Here is an 18,065-nt window from a genome sequence, read left to right on the forward strand (position 1 = left end):
TCCTTCCATGGCCAAGGTAACCATTTATACACGTCAGTTCTGCGGCTTCTGCTCGGCCGCTATCCGGCTGCTTCAGTCGAAGGGGGCGCAGTATGAGGAAATCGACGCGACCCACGAGCCGCAGAAGCGGCAGGAGATGATGAGTCGCTCCCACAGGCACACCTTCCCGCAGATCTTCATCGGCGAGCGCCATGTCGGCGGCTGCGACGAGCTTTATGCGCTGGAGCATAGAGGGGAGCTCGATACGCTCCTGGCCGCGCCATGAGCTTTCTTGCCGCCTGCCTGCAGATGAACGCCAGCAATGTCGTCGCAGACAACATCGCGGCGATGCAACGGCTGGCGCGCCAGGCCGCCGATAAGGGCGCGAGTTTTGTGCAGACGCCGGAGATGAGCAACATCGTGGAGCGCAGTCGCGACAAGCTCGCCGCGGCGATCTGTGCGGAGGAGGACGATCCGACGCTGACCGCCTGCCGCAAGCTCGCCGCCGAGCTCGGCGTGACGCTTCATATCGGCTCGCTGGCGCTGAAAGCCGGCGGGGGGAAGATCGCCAACCGCGCCTTCCTGATCGCGCCCGATGGCGAGATCCTTGCCCGCTACGACAAGATCCATCTCTTCGACGTGGATCTGCCCGGCGGCGAGAGCTGGCGGGAATCCAATACCTATGCGGCCGGCGAGGCGGCGGTGTTGGCCGACCTGCCGGAAGGCCCGATCGGCCTGACGATCTGCTACGACGTGCGCTTTCCGCATCTTTACCGGGCGCTCGCCAAGGCCGGCGCCTTCATGCTGACGGCGCCGGCGGCCTTCACCCGGCAATCCGGCGCGGCGCATTGGCATGTCCTGCAGCGGGCGCGCGCCATCGAGAACGGCGCCTATATGGTTTCCGCCGCGCAGGCCGGCCGCCATGCCGACGGACGCGAGACCTACGGTCATTCCATCATCGTCGCGCCCTGGGGCGAGGTGCTGGCTGAGGCGCCGGGCGAGGGAGAGGCGGTGATCGTCGCCGAGATCGACGCCAGAAACAGCGCCGAGGCGAGGAGCCGCATTCCCTCTCTCGCCAATGAGCGCGATTTTGCGCCTCCGGAGCATAGCAAAGCCGGCAGGCTCCAAGCGGCCGAGCCGACGCGGCTGAGGACGGCCTGATGATCCATTACACGCTCCGCTGCGAGGACGGCCACGCCTTCGACGGCTGGTTTGCTTCCTCCGCCGCGTTCGATGCGCAGAAAGCGCAAGGCCAGCTCGCCTGTCCTATCTGCGGCAGCGCCTCTGTGGACAAGGCGCTGATGGCGCCGGCGGTCGCCAGCTCCGAGACCGTGCGCCAGATCGACCAGGAGACGCCGCAGAGCGCCACCGCCACCGCGCCGAGAGAGGCGAAGGAGCCGATGGCCTCCGCGCCGGCCCTGCCCGCGGCCGTGCCGCCCCAGCTCGTTGAGGCGATCCGCGAAATCCGCCGGCATGTGCGCGCCAATGCCGAATATGTCGGCGACAAGTTTCCCGAGGAAGCGCGCAAGATCCACTACGCGGAGGCCGATCGGCGGGGAATTTACGGCGAGGCGACGCGCGAAGAGGTCAAGGCGCTCAGCGAGGAGGGCATCGAATTCCATCCGCTGCCCTTGCTGCCGGAAGATTTCAACTAGGTTCTTGATGGCTGCATGGCTGCGGCCGCGCGCGGTCGGGTGCTTTGATCAAGGAGGCCGACATCGGCAAGCACCATTCGCATGGCTCGCACGGCCATGACCACTCGCACGGCGCGCATGTGCACGGCGCGAGCGGCAATGAGAAGCGTCTGGCGATCGCGGCCGCGCTCACCGGCAGCTTCATGTTCGCCGAAGCCATCGGCGGCGTCATCTCCGGCTCGCTGGCACTTCTCGCCGATGCCGGCCACATGCTCACCGACTTCGCCTCTTTGTCGCTTGCCTGGTTCGCCATCCGCATCGCCCGCCGGCCGGCCGATTGGAAGCGCACCTACGGCTTCGACCGCTTTCAGGTGCTGATCGCCTTCGTCAACGGGATCGCGCTTCTGGCCATCTGCGTGTGGATCGTGGTGGAGGCGGTCCGCCGCTTCATGGAGCCGGTGGAGGTGCTCGGCGGGACGATGATGGTCATCGCCGCCATCGGCCTGGCCGTCAATATCGCCGCTTTCTTCGTCCTGCATGGGGCCCAGGAGAAGAACCTCAATCTGCGCGGCGCGACGCTGCATGTGATGGGCGACCTCCTCGGCTCGGTGGCGGCCATCGTCGCGGCCGGGGTCATCCTTCTCACCGGCTGGACGCCGATCGACCCGATCCTGTCGCTCCTCGTCGTCGTGCTCATCCTCAGAAGCGCGTGGTACGTGACGCGCGAATCCAGCCACATCCTGCTTGAGGCGGCGCCGACGGGCCTCGATGTGCGCGAGCTGCGGCGCGACCTTGAAGCCAATGTCGGCGGCGTCGTCGATATCCACCACGTCCATGCCTGGGCGATCAGCGAGGAGCGGCCGATGGTGACGCTGCATGCCCGCCTTGCCGAAGGCACGCCGGCGGAAACGGCCGTGCGGGCGATCAAGGCCCGGATCGCGGAGCGCTTCGATATCGACCACGCCACGGTGGAGGTGGAATGCGATCGCTGCGCCGACGAGAAGGCGGCCTGAGGTGCAAAGTCCGTGCCCGTCCCAGGCACGACCGCGCGCTCCCGCTCGTGCCGGAGGCGGCGCTGAAGCGCTCTTGCCTGACAGCGCTTACCACCCGTTTGCAATTTTCACGTGTATTATGGGCGCGATTGGGGAGCTTCGGGCCGCATGAGGGATATGAGCCGGGCCATACGACGATGGGATCACCGCCCGGCGGAAATCTGGGCGGATGGCGTGGTGCACGCGATCGGGCTTGCCGCCGCCATCGGCGCGACGATCGCGCTCCTTGCCGTCTTTCTCGGCACGATCCCGGCGGGTGAGCTGACGGCCGTGCTCGTCTATGCCGGCACCCTCTTCTTCGCCATCGCCGCCTCGCTCGCCTACAACGTCTGGCCGATAAGCCCGTTCAAATGGCGGCTGCGCCAGCTCGACCATGCGGCCATTTATCTCCTCATCGCCGGCACCTATACGCCCTTTGCGGTGAAGAGCGGCATCTGGTGGCTGTTGGCGCTGGTCTGGAGCCTGGCTCTCGTCGGCGTTGCCAAAAAGCTCTTCCTGCCGGGCCGGCTCGACCGCTTCTCCATCGCCATCTATCTGGCGCTCGGCTGGAGCGGCGTGCTTGCCCATGACGCGGTGACGAGCAGCCTTTCGCCACTCGTCCTGTGGCTCGTCGTCGCCGGCGGCATCACCTATTCGCTGGGCGTGCCTTTCCATGTCTGGGAGCGGCTGAGGTTCCGCAACGCCATCTGGCACAGCTTCGTCATCACCGCTGCGGGTATCCATTTCGCCGCCGTCTGGGCAAGTTGCGCCGCATGAGCGGAGCCGATGCCGACCGCCATGACACCGGGCGGGGAAGGACGCCCGCGCATGCCAGGCTATGCGGGCCGCGAAGGCGATGGACGGGCCCTCCGAGCCATCCTAGATTAGGCCAAATCGCGGCTCGAACCGCCGCGCCCAAGGCTCTGCCCATTTGAACGAGGTGATCTGGATTTCGTCGGCCGAATGGCGAAGCCGCTGCCGGTTTCTCGCCGTGCTGGCGCTCGTCCTTGTGACGGTGACGGTGGCGTTCGAGGCCGCCGGCACGAACGGGGCAAGGGGCTGGCGCGACGCTCCCATGCAGCGGCTCATGGCCATGCAGGACGTTGCGCTGCTGGCGCGGCCGCTGGTGGAGCCCGGCGTCAGAAGCCGGGCGGGCGGGCCGGGCGAGGCGGACCCGCCGCCCGCACAGCTTGCCAGCATGGCGGTCCCGCCGATTGCTGCGATGCGCTCCGTCGGGAACGGCAGGCCCGTCCGCTCCCCCGTTTCGGCGCGACGAGGCGAAAGGCCCCGCGCCCGCGCGCCACCCATCCCGAGCTGAGGCCGGCTTTCGCCGGAGATCGGCCCGCGGGCCCAGCGATCGTCGCTGCTGCGCCAGGAAGGCGCCGCGAGCGGCTTTGCCCCGCATGGCCGCCCACCTCTCCGCCTCACATGGGGACGGGCAGTCTTCCGTCTCCCCGGGAACTCCCTCATGCATATCCATTGGAGCAACGTCTTTCACGGCGGCACCGCCGTGCTGTTCATCGGCCTGGAAACGGCCACCGTCTTCCTCGCCGCCGCCTGGGCCATCGGCAGCCTCGCCGGCCTCGGCGCCATCGCCGTCGAGCTCTTCATGGGGCTCGCGGGCCTCGCCGCCCTCTTCGTCACCGTCGCCTTCGCGCGCATCGTCCATCAGGGCACGCCGTTCTTCGCACGACAGCAAGCCCCGATGGCGACGCGCGAGGCTGAGGCGGAGAAGCTGGCCGAGTAGGAGAAGATGAGCGATGCCGTCGCGCGCTCTCGGCGCGCGGCGGGATTCAAGGCTGGGCCGAGGTGGCGGCGACGGCGGCGGCGACTTCGTAACCGCCCTGCCAGATCATGTGCAGGGCGACATAAACGATGACGAGAAGGCCGATATAGGCGATCCAGCGGTGCTTCTGCAGCAGGCCGGCGATGAGGCTGGCGGCGATGCCCATCAGAGCCACGGAAAGCGCCAGTCCCGCCGCCATCACCCAGGGGTGCTCGTGCGCCGCCCCGGCGACGGCCAGAACGTTGTCGAGCGACATCGACACATCCGCAAGGATGATCTGGAAGATCGCCTGGCCCATCGTCTTCGGCGTGGCCGTCGGCCCTTCGGCCAGCTCCTGCGCGCCGCTCCAGGCGCCGGCCGCGAGCCCGGCCTCTCGCCTGGCGCGCCGGCGCTCCGCTTCCAGCTCGCGCCACAGCTTCCAGGCGACCCATAAAAGCAGGATGCCGCCAGCCAGGAGAAGGCCGATGATGGCGAGAAGCTCCACGGCGACGAGGGCAAAGGCGATGCGCATCAGCGTCGCTGCGGCGATGCCGATAGCGATGACGCGCCGGCGCTGGTCCAAGGGCAGGGCAGCGGCCGCCATGCCGACCACGACGGCATTGTCGCCGGCCAGCACCACGTCGATCATGACGACGGAGAGGAACGACCAGATTTCAGGCGGGAAGATCACGCGGACCTCTCGGCCGGAGCCCGACCGGCCCGGCGGCACGTGCGGAAGGCAGCCGGAATTGCCTTTCCCGCTGCGTGCCGCGCCCGCCTTTTAGCTCGCCGGCTTCTTCTCCGCCAGAAGCATGTAATTGACGTCCATGTCGCGCGACAAGTGCATGCGGTCGGCGAGCGGGTTGTAGGTGACGCCCGTCTCGTCCTTGATGGTCAGGCCCGCGGCGATGAGCTGCTCGGCGAGCTCGGAGGGCTTGACGAAGCGGCTGTGCTGATGCGTGCCGGGCGGCAGCCAGCGCAGAATATACTCCGCCCCGACGATGGCGAGCGCGAAGGATTTCAGCGTCCGGTTGACGGTGGCGAAGAAGATGAGACCGCCCGGCTTCACCAGGGCGGCGGCGGCGGCGACATAGCCCTCCACGTCGGAGACGTGCTCGATCACCTCCATGGACAGGACGACGTCGAATTCGGCTCTTTCGGCGGCGAGATCCTCCGCGCTCGCATGGCGGTAGTCGATCTTCAGCCCGCTTTCGCCGGCATGGGCTCGCGCTACCTCGATATTGTTCGCCGAAGGGTCGATGCCGGTAACGGTGCCGCCGAGCCGCGCCATCGGCTCGGCGAGGAGACCGCCGCCGCAGCCGACATCGACGAAGGTGAGGCCCTTGAACGGCGCCTTGCCCTGGCGCGGCTTGCCGAAATGCGCCGACACATGGCCGGCGATATATTCCAGCCGCACCGGGTTCAGCTTATGCAGCGGGCTGTTCTTCTTTCCGCCCCACCAGTCGGAAGCGCTCTGCTCGAACTTCTCCACCTCGTCGGGATCGATGCTCGATGGCGGCGCTTGGGGATTTGTCGTCTCGGTTCGGCACATATCGTCTTTCCTGGCTCGGCCCTCACAAGAGATGTGCCGTCGCTTCAGAGTCAAGGCTGATCGCCTGCGGCGTATTTCGATCAGCGCGCGGATGCGGCAAGAGCGCTGCCCGATTGCTCCCCCGGGCGATCCTCGTTACAAGCACGCCTGCCGGCCGGGCCGGCGCAGATTTTCAAACCGGGCTCCCCTTTCAGCGATCCAAGACATGTCCCGCCTCGTGATGAAATTCGGCGGCACCTCCGTTGCCGACCTGGAACGCATCCGCCACGCCGCGCGACATGTGAAACGCGAGGTGGAGGCGGGAAACGAGGTCGCCGTCGTGGTCTCCGCGATGGCCGGGGAGACCAACCGGCTGGTGGCGCTCTGCCGTGAGGCGTCCGCCCTGCACGATGCGCGCGAATACGATGCCGTGGTCGCTTCCGGCGAGCAGGTTTCGGCCGGGCTGATGGCCATCGTCCTGCAATCGATGGGCGTCGATGCGCGCTCCTGGCTCGGCTGGCAGATCCCGCTGCGCACCGATGCGGCCCATAGCGTTGCCCGCATCGCCGATATCGACTGCCGCATCCTGCTGGAGCGGTTGGCGCAGCGCCAGGTGGCCGTCGTTGCCGGTTTCCAGGGTATTGCCCCCGACAACCGGGTGGCGACGCTCGGCCGCGGCGGCTCCGATACCTCGGCCGTGGCGCTCGCCGCGGCGCTGGGCGCGGAGCGCTGCGACATCTATACCGACGTCGACGGAGTCTATACGACCGATCCGAGGATCGAGAGCCGGGCACGGCGCTTGTCGAAGGTCGCCTTCGAGGAGATGCTGGAGATGGCCTCGCTCGGCGCCAAGGTGCTGCAGGTGCGCTCGGTGGAGCTCGCCATGGTGCATGGCGTCAGGACCTTCGTGCGCTCTTCCTTTGAGAATCCGGAGGCGTCTCGCGCCGGCCCAGGCGACCTGCCGGTCGGCACGCTCATCTGTGACGAGGACGAAATCGTGGAAAAGCAGCTTGTCACCGGCATCGCCTATTCCAGGGACGAGGCGAAGATCACCCTGAGGCGCGTGGAGGACCGGCCGGGCGTGGCCGCGGCGATCTTCGGGCCGCTCTCCGATGCCGCCATCAATGTCGACATGATCGTGCAGAACGTGTCGGAGGACGGGCGCACCACCGACGTCACCTTCACCGTGACAACGGCCGATTTTGAGCGCGCGCTGCATCTCATCGAGAATCTGCGTGGCGAGGTGGCGATGGAAAGCGTCGTCGGCTCGGCTGACGTGGCCAAGGTATCGGTGATCGGTATCGGCATGCGCAGCCATGCCGGCGTCGCGGCGCAGGCATTCGAGGCGCTGGCGCAGCGCGGCATCAACATCCAGCTCATCACCACATCGGAGATTAAGATCTCCATCCTGATCGATGTGGATTCCACCGAGCTTGCCGTGCGCACCCTGCATTCAATATACGATCTGGATAAGACCTGAGGCCGCAACCAGAACGTTACTCGACCGGCCACGGCGGACGGGCCGGCCGATATCCTCCAGAATGCTGGCGGTCATAGCGCCCCGGCCCCGGGGCCGAGCGAGGAGATGAGGGGGTTGATCCCGCAATGCGCGAGACGCTTGCCGGACCGAGAGTGCTGCTTAGGCGGCTCCGCGAAGTCATGGCGGAGCCGATCGGCGCACAGGAACGCCTCGACAAGATCGTCCGGGTGATCGCCGCCAATATGGTGGCGGAGGTCTGCTCCGTTTACATTTTGAGGGCCGACGGCGCGCTGGAGCTCTTCGCCACCGAAGGCCTGCGCGCCACCGCCGTCCACCGCGCCACGCTGCGCGTCGGCCGCGGCCTCGTCGGCCTCATCGCGGCCGAGGCGCGCCCGCTCAACCTGCCGGATGCCCAGGCCCATCCCGCCTTCGCTTATCTGCCGGAGACGGGCGAGGAGATTTACCACTCCTTCCTTGGCGTGCCGGTTCTGCGCGCCGGGCGCACGCTGGGCGTCCTTGTCGTGCAGAACCGTTCGCATCGCTCCTATACGGAGGAGGAGGTGGAGGCGCTGCAGACGACGGCGATGGTGCTGGCGGAGATGTTCGCGGCCGGCGAGATCGAGGATCTGGCCACGCCCGGGGCCGATCTCGACCTCAACCGCCCCTTCCGGCTGGAAGGCGCCGTTTTCGCCGAGGGTATCGCCCTTGGCCATGTGCTCCTGCACGAGCCGCGCGTCGTCGTCACCCAGCTCATCGCCGAGGATGTGGAGCACGAGCTCTCGCGTCTGGAAGAGGCGATGCGCAGCCTCAGGCTTTCCGTCGACGATCTCCTCGCCCGCGGCGTGGAGGCGGGGCAGGGCGAGCACCGCGATATCCTGGAAGCCTATCGCATGTTCGCGCAGGACCAGGGCTGGGTACGGCGTCTGCGCGAGGCGGTGGCGGCGGGTCTGACCGCCGAGGCTGCGGTGGAAAAGGTGCAGAGCGACATGCGCGCGCGTCTGTCGCGCAGCGCCGATCCTTATCTGCGCGACCGGCTGCACGATCTCGACGATCTCGCCAATCGCCTGCTGCGCACGCTCCTGGGGCGGCCGCACGGGCCGGCCGGGGCGGCGATGCCCTCCGACGCCGTGATCGTGGCGCGCAACATGGGTGCGGCCGAGCTCCTCGACTACGATCGCGACAAGCTGCGCGGCCTCGTCCTGGAGGACGGCGCGCCGACGAGCCATGTCGCCATCGTCGCCCGCGCCCTCGGCATCGCCACGGTGGGGCAGGTCGATAACGTCGTCGGTCTGGCCGAATCGGGCGATCCGATCATCGTCGATGGCGAGACCGGCGAGGTGCATCTGCGCCCGCCCGGCGATATCGAGCTGGCCTATGTCGACAAGGTGCGCTTCCGGGCCCGGCGCCAGGAGCAGTTCCGCCGCCTGCGCGAGAAGCACTCGCAGACCCGCGACGGCGCCGACATCACGCTGATGATCAATGCCGGGCTGATGATGGACCTGCCGCATCTGACGGAATCGGGCGCGGCGGGAATCGGCCTTTTCCGCACCGAGCTGCAGTTCATGATCGCCTCCTCCTTCCCCAGGCTCGGCGAGCAGGAGGCCTTCTATCGCGAGGTTCTGGAAGGGGCGCAGGGAAAGCCGGTGACCTTCCGCTCCCTTGATGTCGGGGGCGACAAGGTGCTGCCCTATATCCGCTCGCATCCGGAGGAGAATCCGGCGCTCGGCTGGCGGGCGATTCGGCTCGGTCTCGACAGGCCGGCGCTCCTGAAGACGCAGATCCGGGCGCTGCTCAAGGCCGCGGCGGGCTGCGAGCTGCGGCTGATGTTCCCGATGGTGACGGAGATCGCCGAGTTCGAGCGCGCCAAGCAGTGGGTGCACAGCGAGGAGGAGCATCTGCGCCGGCACGGCCACCGCACCGCCGATCAGATCCGCCTCGGCGCCATGCTGGAAGTGCCCTCGCTGCTGTGGCAGCTCGACGAGCTCTTGGAGAAGGTCGACTTCCTTTCCGTCGGCTCCAACGATCTCTTCCAGTTCATGATGGCCAGCGACCGAGGCTCAACGCGCCTCGCGGGGCGTTTCGACGCGCTGTCGCCGGCTTTCCTGCGCCCCCTCCGCAAAGTCGCGACGCGGGCCCGCAAGGCGGGCAAGCCGGTGGCGCTGTGCGGTGAGATGGCCGGAAAACCCCTGGAGGCGATGGCGCTTTTGGCGATCGGCTTCCGCACGTTGTCGATGTCGCCGGCCGCGATCGGTCCGGTGAAAGCCATGCTGCTCGATCTCGACCTTGAGCCGCTGTCGCGACGCATCAACGCCATGCTGGACGAAAATATCAGCGCCTCGGAGCTCAGAACGGAGCTTCGCGCCTGGGCGAACGACGAACGCATCCCGGTCTGAGCGAAAAAACCCTATATCAGGCACATGATCCCACGAGAGAGATTGGATGCACTTATCGCCCGGCGCGCGGCCATCACCGCGGAGCTGACGAAATCGCTGGAGCGCGAGGCCTTTGTGCGGCTGTCCCGCGAATTGTCGGAGATTGAGGAAGTGGCGGAGAAGGCTGAGGCGCTCAAAGCCGCCGAAGCCGAACTCGCCGACGCAGAGGTGATGATGGCCGACCGCAGCACCGAGCCGGAGCTGTACGAACTGGCCGAAGCGGAAGCAGCCGAGCTGTCGGGGCGCATCGAGGTGCTGGAGGGCGAGTTGCGCATCCTGCTCCTGCCGCGCGACGAGGCGGATGCGAAAAGTGCCATCCTTGAGGTGCGGGCGGGCACGGGCGGCGACGAGGCGGCGCTCTTTGCCGGTGATCTTTTTCGCATGTATTGCCGTTACGCCGATCTGAAGAAGTGGAAGGTGGAGATCCTCTCCGTCTCCGAAGGCGAGGTTGGAGGCTATAAGGAAGTCATCGCCTCCATCTCCGGCAAGAGCGTCTATGCGCGGCTGAAGTTCGAATCTGGCGTGCACCGGGTGCAGCGGGTGCCGGAAACGGAAGCGGGCGGGCGCATCCACACTTCAGCGGCGACCGTTGCCGTGCTGCCGGAAGCGGCGGATGTCGATATCGAGGTCCGCCAGGAAGATCTCAGAATCGACACGATGCGCGCCTCCGGCGCCGGCGGACAGCATGTGAACACGACGGATTCGGCGGTGCGCATCACGCATCTGCCGACCGGGATCGTGGTGACTTCCTCCGAAAAGTCGCAGCACCAAAATCGCGCCCGCGCCATGCAGGTCTTGAAGGCAAGGCTTTACGAGATGGAGCGAGAGAAGGCCGACAGCGAACGCGCGGCGGCGCGCAAGACACAGGTGGGCTCCGGTGACCGCTCGGAGCGCATCCGCACCTACAACTTCCCGCAAGGTCGGGTCTCGGACCATCGCGTCAACCTGACGCTCTACAAGCTCGACAAGGTGCTCGCCGGCGAGGCCCTGGACGAATTGGTGGACGCCCTGATCGCCGACGATCAGGCCAACCGGCTGGCGGCCATGGAGGCAGAGCCGGTTTGACCCGCCGAGGCGAAGCGCTGATGGCGGCGCGGCAGCTTCTGAAGAAAGCGGGAATCGCCGATCCCGGCCGCGATGCGCGCATGCTCGTTGCCGCCGCTCTCGGTGTCGACGAAGCGGCATTGATCGCGCGCCCTGAAGCGGAGATGTCGCAGACCGAGCGGGCGCGGCTGGAGGGTTTCCTTCAACGCCGAACCTGCCGCGAGCCTGTCGCCCGCATCCTCGGCCGGACGGAGTTCTGGGGGCTAACGCTAGAAGTGACGCCCGACGTGCTCCTGCCGCGACCGGAGACGGAGCATGTCGTGGAGGCGGTGCTTGCCTGGCTCGGTGAAGGGCGGCGGGGCGCGCAGCTTCGCGTTGCCGACCTTGGCACCGGTAGCGGGGCGATTGCCATTGCGCTCTTGAAGGAGCTACCCGCGGCGGAGGCGGTCGGCCTCGATCTCAGCGCCAAGGCGCTTGCTGTCGCCTGGCGCAATGCTGCGCGCTGCGGGGTCGAGGCCCGACTTCATCCAGTCGAGGGCGATTTCGCCAACCTGGCTGGCCCGTTCGATGTCGTGGTCGCCAATCCGCCCTATATCGAAAGCGGAGCGCTTGCAGGTTTGATGCCAGAAGTCCGCGATTTCGATCCGCGCCTGGCGCTGGATGGCGGCGCCGACGGGCTTGAAGCTTATCGCGTCATTGCAGCGCGGTTACCCAATCTTCTGGGCGAGGAGGGGGTGGCGTTTCTCGAAATCGGCGCCGGGCAGGACGAAGCGGTCAGCAAAGTCCTGCGGGAAAAGGGGCTTCGTCTGCTGCCCGGAAAGACTGATCTTGCAGGAATTGCGCGCGTGGTGGCGGCGCAAGCTTCGCCGGCGAATTGAACGGCCCTGAGCTCAAACGACTGCTGGAACGCGAAAAAGCACTTGGAAATCCGCCTTAACATCGCTACGTTCAAAACGCGATCCGGGGCACATCGCCGAAACGAGCGTCCTTGGGACGGGCGGAGTTATCGCCCCCTTGCGCGGTTCGCCTGCTTAAGTCTTCGCCACTAACGGCCCGATGATGCGGATAGCTTCGGCTGAATCGGGATTAGTGCGGTTGGGGGCTGTCGCCCAGGTCCTTCCGGGGCGAGTAGAAGCGCGGGTTGTCAGGTACGGTCGTGAACGCATAGGCGATCTGAAATCAGCGAGAATGGTTGATGAGGCATAGTCAGAACAGGCGGTCGCGGGGACGCAGCCGCAAGGGGCCGAATCCTCTTTCCAGGAGTTACGAATCCAACGGTCCGGATGTGAAAGTGCGCGGCACGGCCCAGCATGTTGCGGACAAATACGCGGCCCTGGCGCGCGACGCGATCTCGTCCGGCGATATCGTCGCCGCCGAGAACTATCTGCAGCATGCCGAGCACTACAACCGTATCCTCATGGCCGCGCAGGCGCAGCAGCAACAGCAATTCCAGGAAACGCGCAACCAGGACGAGGACGACAGCGATAGCGACGATTCCCGTCAGATGAACGGTCATCGCCAGCCGCAGCGAGGCGATCAGGGAGAGCGCGAGGAGGAGCGCGAAGAGGTCCGTTCGCGCGCCGAAGCCGCCCCCGCCAAGGAAGGCGAGGATGGCGAAGAAAAAGCTCGAAAGCCGCGCCGCGCGCGCCGTCCGCGCGCTCAGGTCGATGGCGAGAACGGCTCGCAAGAGCCGCAAGAGGCCCAGGATTCCAAGGACGCCAAGGATGGCGAAAGCGCCAAACCACGCCGACGTTCGCGGGCGAAGGCTTCGGAGACCAGCGACGGCGATACGACGAATGACGGTGCCGCCGCGCTCGCGGCGTTTCCAGAGTAAGCGCCAAGCTCCTTCAAGCACGCAGGCGCGGGCCTTGGCCCGCGCTTTTTTGTTGGCGGCGACGCTTTTCCCCTCGCTCAGCCCGGTAGGGTGATTGCGTCGCCTGAGCGCATGCGGCCGGCCATCTGAGCCTTCACGTAGATGCCGAAATCCTGGTGGCCGTAGAGGCTGAGGAGCGCGCGAGGTATCGCCATGTCGCGCGCGCCGGTGGCCGGATCGACATTGGTGGCCGCGCAGCGCTGCGTGCGATGGAAGGCGCGCAGCGCGATCTTCGACAGGCGGATGTCCCGCCCGATCCAATCAAGCTCGCTCCAGGCTGGTGCTCCATCGATGACGAGATTGAGACGGAAGCGCAACGGGTCGATCCGCCGACCGAGCTTTTCTTCCAGATCGCGCAGGCTGGCGAGGTTGATGAGGTGCAGCGCCTTGGCCGAAATGTCGGAGAAGGAATGGCCGGGCGCTTCCAGGACCTTCGGCTGCCCGCGGAGCTCCAGGCGGAAGGTGGCGGCGAGCCAGGATTGCAGCGCGGCCTTTCCCTCACATGTGCCGAGATCGGCCTCGATGCCCTCGCCGCCGGCTTTCGGCCAGATCGCCAATCGGCGCGTTTGCGGATCGAAGCGGGTGGAGAACTCCGCCAGCCTTTCGTTGCGCATCAGCATAAGAAAGTGCGCTTTGGGTAAGTGCGAGGGAAGCTGCGGATCGAAGCCCGAAGGCCCGTTCTCCACCGCATAGGCGCGGTCAAAGGGGATCGTGCCGCCGGCCGCAAGCGCCGTCTCGGCAAGCTCTTCGGGCGAGAAGCCTTTGATCGGATAGCGGTAGATGGCGGAGATCGTCGCGGTCATTTGGTCTCGCTCGGCTGTCGCGTCAAAGCCGACGTGGCGCGCGCAAGTCAAGCTTGGACCAAGCCATATCCCTTGGCCAGCCCGCCGCGCCGCAGGCATTGCGTTGCAAAACAGCCACGACCATATCAGCGGTAAGCTTGGGGCGCTTCTTAAGAAGGCCCGTATTTCATGCGAGGCGTCGTCGCTCGCGAGGCGCCGAAAGGGGTGAAAAATGAATCTTGAAAAATACACCGAACGGGCGCGCGGCTTCATCCAGTCGGCGCAGACTTATGCTCTCGGCGAAGGGCATCAGCAATTTACCCCGGAGCATATCCTGAAGGTGCTCCTCGACGACCCGGAGGGTATGGCGGCAGGGCTCATAGAGCGTGCCGGCGGGCGCTCCAAGGAGGCGCTGCTGGCCACGGAGGCGGCACTCGCCAAGCTGCCGAAAATCTCCGGCGGCAACGCACAGCTCTATCTCGCCCAGCCTCTGGCGAAGGTGTTTCAGACGGCCGAGGAAGTCGCCAAGAAGGCCGGCGACAGCTATGTCACCGTGGAGCGGCTCTTGCTGGCGCTGGCGATGGAGAAAGGCGCGGCGACTGCCGATATCCTTGCCAAGGCCGGCGTGACGCCGAATTCCCTCAATCAGGCGATCAATGACATTCGCAAGGGGCGGACCGCCGATACAGCCTCGGCCGAGCAGGGTTATGATGCGCTGAAGAAATACGCCCGCGACCTCACCGAGGATGCGCGCCAGGGCAAGCTTGACCCGGTAATCGGTCGCGACGAAGAGATCCGGCGCACCGTCCAGGTGCTGTCGCGGCGCACCAAGAACAATCCCGTTCTGATCGGCGAGCCGGGTGTCGGCAAGACGGCGATCGCCGAAGGCCTGGCGCTTCGAATCGCCCATGGCGACGTACCGGAAAGCCTTAAGGACAAGCAGCTCCTGGCGCTCGATATGGGCGCGCTGATCGCCGGCGCGAAATATCGCGGCGAGTTCGAGGAGAGGCTGAAGGCCGTGCTGTCGGAAATCGAGGCGGCGGCGGGAAGCATCATCCTCTTCGTCGACGAGCTGCATACGCTGGTGGGCGCCGGCAAGGCGGAAGGGGCGATGGATGCCTCCAACCTTCTAAAGCCCGCGCTGGCGCGTGGCGAATTGCATTGCGTCGGTGCCACCACCCTCGACGAATACCGCAAATACGTGGAGAAGGACGCCGCTCTCGCGCGCAGATTCCAACCGGTCTACGTCAACGAGCCGACCGTGGAGGACACCATCTCCATCCTGCGCGGCCTCAAAGAAAAGTACGAGGTCCATCACGGCGTCAGGATCACCGATTCGGCGATCGTTTCTGCGGCGACGCTCTCCAATCGCTACATCACCGACCGTTTCCTGCCGGACAAGGCTATCGACCTCATGGACGAGGCGGCATCGCGGCTCAGGATGCAGGTCGATTCCAAGCCCGAGGCGCTCGACGAGCTCGACCGGCGGATCATCCAACTGAAGATCGAGCGCGAGGCGCTAAAAAAGGAAACCGATACGGCCTCCAAAGACCGGCTGGAAAGGCTGGAGAAGGAATTGGCCGACCTTGAGCAGGAATCGGCGGCGCTCACCCAGCGCTGGCAGGCGGAGAAGGAAAAGCTTGCCGGCGCCTCCAAGCTGAAGGAGGAGCTCGACCAAGCGCGCTTCGACTTGGAGAAGGCGCAGCGCAGCGGCGATCTGGCCAAGGCGGGCGAGCTTGCCTACGGCGTCATCCCGGAGCTGGAGAAGAAGCTGAAGGAGGCGGAGGCGCGCGAGGCGGAAGCCGCCGGCGGCGAGGGCGGGCTCGTGGAAGAGGCTGTCACACCAGATCACATCGCTCATATCGTCTCACGCTGGACAGGCGTTCCGGTCGACAAGATGCTGGAGGGCGAGCGCGACAAGCTGCTTCGAATGGAGGATGAACTCGGCCGGCGCGTCGTCGGTCAGGCGGAGGCGGTGCATGCCGTGGCCACGGCCGTACGCCGGGCAAGGGCCGGCCTGCAGGACCCGAACCGGCCGATCGGCTCGTTCATGTTCCTCGGTCCGACGGGCGTCGGCAAGACGGAGCTGACCAAGGCACTGGCGGATTTTCTCTTCGACGACGAGACCGCGATGGTGCGCCTCGACATGTCGGAATACATGGAGAAGCACTCTGTCGCCCGCCTCATCGGCGCGCCTCCCGGCTATGTCGGCTACGAGGAGGGCGGGGCGCTTACGGAAGCCGTGCGGCGCCGGCCCTATCAGGTGATCCTTTTCGACGAGATCGAAAAAGCCCATCCGGACGTCTTCAACGTCCTCTTGCAGGTGCTCGACGACGGGCGCTTGACAGACGGGCAGGGGCGCACGGTCGACTTCCGTAACACCCTCGTCATCATGACCTCCAATCTCGGGGCGGAATACCTGACCGGCCTGAAGGAGGGCGAGGATGTCGATGTGGTGCGCGACGAGGTGATGCAGGTGGTGCGGGCGAATTTCCGGCCGGAGTTCCTCAACCGCGTCGACGAGGTCATCCTCTTCCATCGCTTGCAGCGTCAGCAGATGGCGGCAATTGTGGAAATCCAGCTGAGGCGACTGGAGAAGCTTCTGGAAGAGCGCAAGATCAACCTCCAGCTCGACGAGAGCGCCGTCGCCTGGCTGGCGGAGAAGGGCTACGACCCGGCCTATGGCGCCCGGCCTCTGAAGCGCGTCATCCAGAAATCGCTGCAGGACCCGCTGGCGGAGAAGATTCTCGCCGGCGAGGTTAAGGATGGCGCGGAGGTGAAGGTGAGCGCCGGCACGGACCGGCTCCTCTTCCACGTGGCGGGCTCCAAGGCCAGCAGCGAAGGCGAAACCATCGCTGCCTGAAGTCCGCGGCAAGACCGCTTTCCCTTTCGCGGCAGGGAAGGTAATGCGCGCCAAGACCGGGCAGGTGGGAGCCAGGCGGCCTTGCGCCGGCTGGCTCTGCCGCCCGGTGGCGCTTTACTTGTGCGCGGCTTTTATTCCATCGAGCGAGAGGCGTGCGCCTCGCTTGACACGATCCGCCTGAGCTTTGATCGAGAAAATTTTCCACTTGCCGCGACGAGGCTCCGCTTCTTGCGATCAAGACAATGCTTTCCTTCCCTGCCATAATGCTTGCATCGCGCTGGAGTCGGGGGGCCGATGACAGGGGAATGAGCCATGCCGTCCATCCGTGCCGTCAGCCTCGGGGCACTTGTATGTGCCGCCACTCTCAGCTTCGCCACGCCGGCTCTTGCGGCGCAATGCGGTAACGGCGCGGCTGGGTTTCCGGCGTGGTTGGCGGCATTCAAGCAAGATGCGGTTCGGGCCGGTATCTCGCCCAACGTCGTCGCCTCGGCGCTGAACGGGGTCAGCTATAACCCCAAGGTCATCAGCCTCGACCGCAATCAGCGATCGTTCAAGCTCTCCTTCGAGCAGTTCTATGCCCGGCGGGTCAGCAACGCGATGATCGGCCAGGGACGGCAGCTCATCCAACGCTATTCCGGTATCCTGTCCAATCTTGAACGCCGTACAGGCGTACCGCCGGAGATCATCGTCTCCATCTGGGGACTGGAGACCGGATACGGGCGCAATTCCGGGAATATGTCGACGTTCCGTTCGCTGGCAACGCTCGCCTATGACTGCCGGCGCTCAGCTTTCTTCACTGGCGAGCTTCTGGCGGCGCTGAAGATCGTACAGCGCGGAGATCTTTCGCCGAGCCAGATGAAAGGCGCCTGGGCCGGCGAGCTCGGCCAGACGCAGTTTCTGGCTTCCTCCTATCTGCGCTTTGCCGTCGACGGCGACGGCAACGGCAGGCGCGATCTCATCCGCTCGGTGCCGGATGTGCTGGCTTCCACGGCCAATTACCTTAGGGCCTTTGGATGGCAGCGTGGCGCGGGCTGGGGGCCAGGCACCGCCAATTACGCGGTGCTCAGGCAGTGGAACAAGGCAGAGGTCTATGTGAAGACCATCTCCGTCATGGCCTCCAAGATGGCCGGGCAGAGCTGAGGCCGAGGCGGAAAGGAAATCGGGCGGGCGGCTACAAGCCGAAGCAGCCCGGCAGCCCAGCGACCAGCATGGAGATGAAGAGCGTGTCGGACTGCGCCATCCACCCGAAAAAGGCCGCAGCGACAAGGGCGGTCGCGAGGAGGAGCGAGGCGGCGGCGAGCGATGTGGGGCCGTTTAGCTTCATCGCTCGATTCCTGTAGCGTTGACTGTGAAGAACGCATAAGCGGCTGATAGTCGACGGATTTCGGTCTCTCGCAAGGTTTCGGTTTTGCAGGATTCGGTGGCTTGAGCCTGCGGAACCTTGCGATTTCGCATGCGGTTTGGGGATTCCCGGCGGCGCCTTTCCGTGATTCGATTGAGAGGATCACGAGAGGTGACGATGCGACCGAGAGCGCCCAATCGCGAGCTCACCGATGACCTGTTCCGCGCCCGGCTCGACCAGATCATCAACATGCGACACGAGCTCGTCCGGCTGGGCGAGCGGATCGACTGGGCGTGGCTCGATGCGGAG

Annotated in this window: 18 protein-coding genes; 14 read left to right on the forward strand and 4 right to left on the reverse strand. The window is 65.9% G+C overall.

Going from position 1 to position 18,065, the window contains the following annotated elements; all coding sequences use genetic code 11:
* Window positions 1-7 precede the first annotated feature (7 nt).
* The 7 genes from grxC to Q331_RS0114750 all read left to right on the forward strand — a co-directional run bounded on the left by grxC (window position 8) and on the right by Q331_RS0114750 (window position 4,391).
* Entirely contained in the window at window positions 8-265 is a 258-nt protein-coding gene (gene grxC, locus Q331_RS0114720) for a glutaredoxin 3 (RefSeq protein ID WP_026381308.1), read from the forward strand.
* Window positions 262-1,140, forward strand: coding sequence for a carbon-nitrogen hydrolase family protein (locus Q331_RS0114725; protein ID WP_026381309.1), 879 nt, complete (start codon window positions 262-264; stop codon window positions 1,138-1,140). The genes grxC and Q331_RS0114725 overlap by 4 nt, the downstream gene beginning before the upstream one ends.
* Complete coding sequence (locus Q331_RS0114730) at window positions 1,140-1,634, forward strand: DUF1178 family protein (RefSeq protein ID WP_026381310.1); 495 nt, start codon at window positions 1,140-1,142, stop codon at window positions 1,632-1,634. Before Q331_RS0114725 ends, Q331_RS0114730 begins: the two co-directional genes overlap by 1 nt.
* Before the next feature lie 44 nt (window positions 1,635-1,678).
* Window positions 1,679-2,626 carry a cation diffusion facilitator family transporter gene (locus Q331_RS21870; RefSeq protein ID WP_245615673.1) on the forward strand — a complete coding sequence of 316 codons (948 nt, stop codon included), beginning with the start codon at window positions 1,679-1,681 and terminating at the stop codon, window positions 2,624-2,626.
* Between the two features lie 156 nt (window positions 2,627-2,782).
* Window positions 2,783-3,421, forward strand: coding sequence for a PAQR family membrane homeostasis protein TrhA (trhA, locus tag Q331_RS0114740; RefSeq protein WP_245615675.1), 639 nt, complete (start codon window positions 2,783-2,785; stop codon window positions 3,419-3,421).
* A 154-nt stretch (window positions 3,422-3,575) separates the two neighbouring features.
* Window positions 3,576-3,962, forward strand: a complete 387-nt coding sequence (locus Q331_RS0114745) for a hypothetical protein (protein ID WP_026381312.1) — start codon at window positions 3,576-3,578, stop codon at window positions 3,960-3,962.
* 150 nt (window positions 3,963-4,112) lie between these two features.
* Entirely contained in the window at window positions 4,113-4,391 is a 279-nt protein-coding gene (locus Q331_RS0114750) for a hypothetical protein (protein ID WP_026381313.1), read from the forward strand.
* Between the two features lie 46 nt (window positions 4,392-4,437).
* Here the strand turns inward: Q331_RS0114750 and Q331_RS21875 are convergent, their stop codons facing one another.
* Together Q331_RS21875 and ubiG are read right to left on the reverse strand one after the other, a co-directional pair.
* The gene (locus tag Q331_RS21875) at window positions 4,438-5,058 is read right to left on the reverse strand and encodes a YjbE family putative metal transport protein (RefSeq protein ID WP_084175081.1); all 621 of its coding nucleotides are present in this window, start codon (window positions 5,056-5,058) and stop codon (window positions 4,438-4,440) included.
* A 132-nt stretch (window positions 5,059-5,190) separates the two neighbouring features.
* Window positions 5,191-5,961 carry a bifunctional 2-polyprenyl-6-hydroxyphenol methylase/3-demethylubiquinol 3-O-methyltransferase UbiG gene (gene ubiG / locus Q331_RS0114760; RefSeq protein WP_034492429.1) on the reverse strand — a complete coding sequence of 257 codons (771 nt, stop codon included), beginning with the start codon at window positions 5,959-5,961 and terminating at the stop codon, window positions 5,191-5,193.
* Window positions 5,962-6,166: 205 nt separating this feature from the next.
* Here ubiG and Q331_RS0114765 point away from each other — a divergent pair, with 205 nt between their 5' ends.
* From Q331_RS0114765 to Q331_RS21880, 5 genes are all read left to right on the forward strand, one after another.
* Window positions 6,167-7,420 (forward strand): aspartate kinase, encoded by a 1,254-nt coding sequence (locus tag Q331_RS0114765; RefSeq protein ID WP_026381315.1) that lies wholly within the window; start codon window positions 6,167-6,169, stop codon window positions 7,418-7,420.
* A 125-nt stretch (window positions 7,421-7,545) separates the two neighbouring features.
* Window positions 7,546-9,813, forward strand: coding sequence for a phosphoenolpyruvate--protein phosphotransferase (gene ptsP / locus Q331_RS0114770; protein WP_026381316.1), 2,268 nt, complete (start codon window positions 7,546-7,548; stop codon window positions 9,811-9,813).
* Between the two features lie 24 nt (window positions 9,814-9,837).
* Window positions 9,838-10,917, forward strand: coding sequence for a peptide chain release factor 1 (gene prfA / locus Q331_RS0114775; RefSeq protein ID WP_034492432.1), 1,080 nt, complete (start codon window positions 9,838-9,840; stop codon window positions 10,915-10,917).
* A complete protein-coding gene (gene prmC / locus Q331_RS0114780; protein WP_034492436.1) occupies window positions 10,914-11,774 on the forward strand; it encodes a peptide chain release factor N(5)-glutamine methyltransferase in 861 nt (286 codons plus the stop codon). The genes prfA and prmC overlap by 4 nt, the downstream gene beginning before the upstream one ends.
* A 317-nt stretch (window positions 11,775-12,091) precedes the next feature.
* A complete protein-coding gene (locus Q331_RS21880; RefSeq protein ID WP_084175079.1) occupies window positions 12,092-12,730 on the forward strand; it encodes a DUF4167 domain-containing protein in 639 nt (212 codons plus the stop codon).
* Between the two features lie 77 nt (window positions 12,731-12,807).
* Here Q331_RS21880 and Q331_RS0114790 read toward each other — a convergent pair whose 3' ends face one another.
* On the reverse strand, window positions 12,808-13,572 hold the full coding sequence (locus Q331_RS0114790; protein WP_026381319.1) for an MOSC domain-containing protein: 765 nt from the start codon (window positions 13,570-13,572) through the stop codon (window positions 12,808-12,810).
* A gap of 211 nt (window positions 13,573-13,783) precedes the next feature.
* Here Q331_RS0114790 and clpB point away from each other — a divergent pair, with 211 nt between their 5' ends.
* Together clpB and Q331_RS0114800 are read left to right on the forward strand one after the other, a co-directional pair.
* Window positions 13,784-16,414 carry an ATP-dependent chaperone ClpB gene (clpB, locus tag Q331_RS0114795; protein ID WP_026381320.1) on the forward strand — a complete coding sequence of 877 codons (2,631 nt, stop codon included), beginning with the start codon at window positions 13,784-13,786 and terminating at the stop codon, window positions 16,412-16,414.
* Window positions 16,415-16,726: 312 nt separating this feature from the next.
* Window positions 16,727-17,554, forward strand: coding sequence for a lytic murein transglycosylase (locus tag Q331_RS0114800; protein WP_026381321.1), 828 nt, complete (start codon window positions 16,727-16,729; stop codon window positions 17,552-17,554).
* A gap of 31 nt (window positions 17,555-17,585) precedes the next feature.
* On the opposite strand, the gene Q331_RS23785 is transcribed toward Q331_RS0114800, so the two are convergent.
* Window positions 17,586-17,738: a hypothetical protein gene (locus Q331_RS23785; RefSeq protein ID WP_156953374.1), complete on the reverse strand. Its 153-nt coding sequence runs from the start codon at window positions 17,736-17,738 to the stop codon at window positions 17,586-17,588.
* Window positions 17,739-18,065: the final 327 nt, after the last annotated feature.

This window comes from Afifella pfennigii DSM 17143, from assembly GCF_000688515.1.
GTDB lineage: Bacteria > Pseudomonadota > Alphaproteobacteria > Rhizobiales > Afifellaceae > Afifella > Afifella pfennigii.